This window comes from Peribacillus sp. P4_C12 (assembly GCF_056402095.1).
The window spans coordinates 1-1,539 of sequence record NZ_JBFUIB010000724.1 but is presented as its reverse complement, the minus strand read 5'-3'; the positions used below and the strand labels follow the sequence as shown (position 1 = coordinate 1,539).

The window sequence follows — 1,539 nt, the reverse complement described above, 5'->3', positions numbered from 1 at the left end:
GACCCAAGGTTAACCTGTAACTAGATATTAAAACAGGGGCTGCATCTACCGCAGGCCCCTGTTTTTGATTATTTTTTATTTATCATATTAGAAATCGTCCCGAAATCCAGTTTATTCCCTTCAGCTACAATGGAGTGAACAATTTTATCCTCCATTTCCTTAGTAACAGGTTTATTAGCTATTTTCGAAACACGTTTAATAACGCTCCTTACAGTAGATTCATCTTTAAAATTGGCACCTTGTAGAGAGTTTGCCAACTCTAATACATCTTTCATATTTACGCCCGTTTTACCTTCTATGTTTTTAAAAAAGTTATTATCCATGCCTAAGCCCCTCCTTTTCTGTACCTATCCTATGGGAGTATCAGAAAAATGGTGCAAGGATTATGTAAATATAAATAAAAAGAAATGGAATAGGCTTCTTCTGCCTATTCCATTTCTTTTAGCAGAAAGAAGCCCCTACAATGATTAATAGGATAAACAAAACAACAATTACAACGAACGTAGATCCACCGCTGAAACAGCCGCCATATCCATAACCGCCACCGCCACAACATCCGCCGTAGCCGCCACCGTAGCCACCGTAACCAAACATACTCATTCACCTCGCTCTCGCTTAGCTTACTGATAACATATGTAGGTCAGGACAAATATGTATAGGCCATGTCCTAGTCCAGGCTGCCTATTTCTACTGAAACTTTATCCTTTAGGTCTAAAGACTAAGGCACCGATAAATCCAAAGATGATGGCTGCCGAGATACCGGAACTCGTGATTTCAAACATGCCGGTAAGTACGCCAACGAGCCCATGTTTATCCGCTTCTAGCATGGCACCGCCTACAAGCGAATTCCCAAACGATACGATTGGTATGGTAGCTCCTGCCCCGGCAAAATCAACAAGCGGTTCATATAATTCAAACCCTCCAAGTACGGCTCCTATTACAACGAACAGGCTTAACGTATGTGCTGGTGTCAGCTTAGCCACATCGAAAAGAAGCTGGCCGACTACACAAATCAAGCCCCCGATGACAAAGGCCCAAAAAAACATTGCTAACATCCAAATCTCTCCTTTTTCACGAATTCATCCCATACTCAATGGCCACCGCATGGGCAATACATGGAATTGAATTTTTTTGCTGAACAGATAGCGGTGATAATAATGCTCCTGTTGCAACAAGCAGGATTTTTTTATATTTACCTTGAATCATTTCATTAAGTATATGGCCATATAAAACCACTGCTGAACATCCCGCGCCACTACCGCCTGCCATAACAGGCTGGTCCTTTTTAAATATCATCAAACCGCAATCTTTGAATTTTTCCTGATTGATCTTGCAGCCTTTCTGCTTTAATAGATCCATCGCCGTTTCCCTGCCTATTTGTCCTAAATCACCTGTAAAGATCAAATCATAATCATCTGGGGTCAGACCCGTATCGTTGAAATGTGCTAAAATCGTATCGACAGCCGCTGGGGCCATTGCTCCTCCCATATTGAAAGGACTACCATACCAATCGTATCGTTTGGGAATTCGCTTGTAGGC

At 41.9% G+C, this 1,539-nt stretch carries 3 protein-coding genes and 1 pseudogene; all 4 read right to left on the bottom strand.

Annotation, left to right across the window (positions count from 1 at the left end):
• Positions 1 to 68 precede the first annotated feature (68 nt).
• Complete coding sequence (gene spoVIF, locus AC1DUW_RS28410; RefSeq protein WP_053345022.1) at positions 69 to 323, bottom strand: sporulation-specific transcription regulator SpoVIF; 255 nt, start codon at positions 321 to 323, stop codon at positions 69 to 71.
• A gap of 118 nt (positions 324 to 441) precedes the next feature.
• Complete coding sequence (locus AC1DUW_RS28405) at positions 442 to 594, bottom strand: YjcZ family sporulation protein (RefSeq protein ID WP_083450676.1); 153 nt, start codon at positions 592 to 594, stop codon at positions 442 to 444.
• 104 nt (positions 595 to 698) lie between these two features.
• Positions 699 to 1,055: a stage V sporulation protein AE gene (spoVAE, locus tag AC1DUW_RS28400; RefSeq protein WP_053345021.1), complete on the bottom strand. Its 357-nt coding sequence runs from the start codon at positions 1,053 to 1,055 to the stop codon at positions 699 to 701.
• Positions 1,056 to 1,071: 16 nt separating this feature from the next.
• Positions 1,072 to 1,539: pseudogene (locus tag AC1DUW_RS28395) on the bottom strand (stage V sporulation protein AD); the annotation flags it as partial.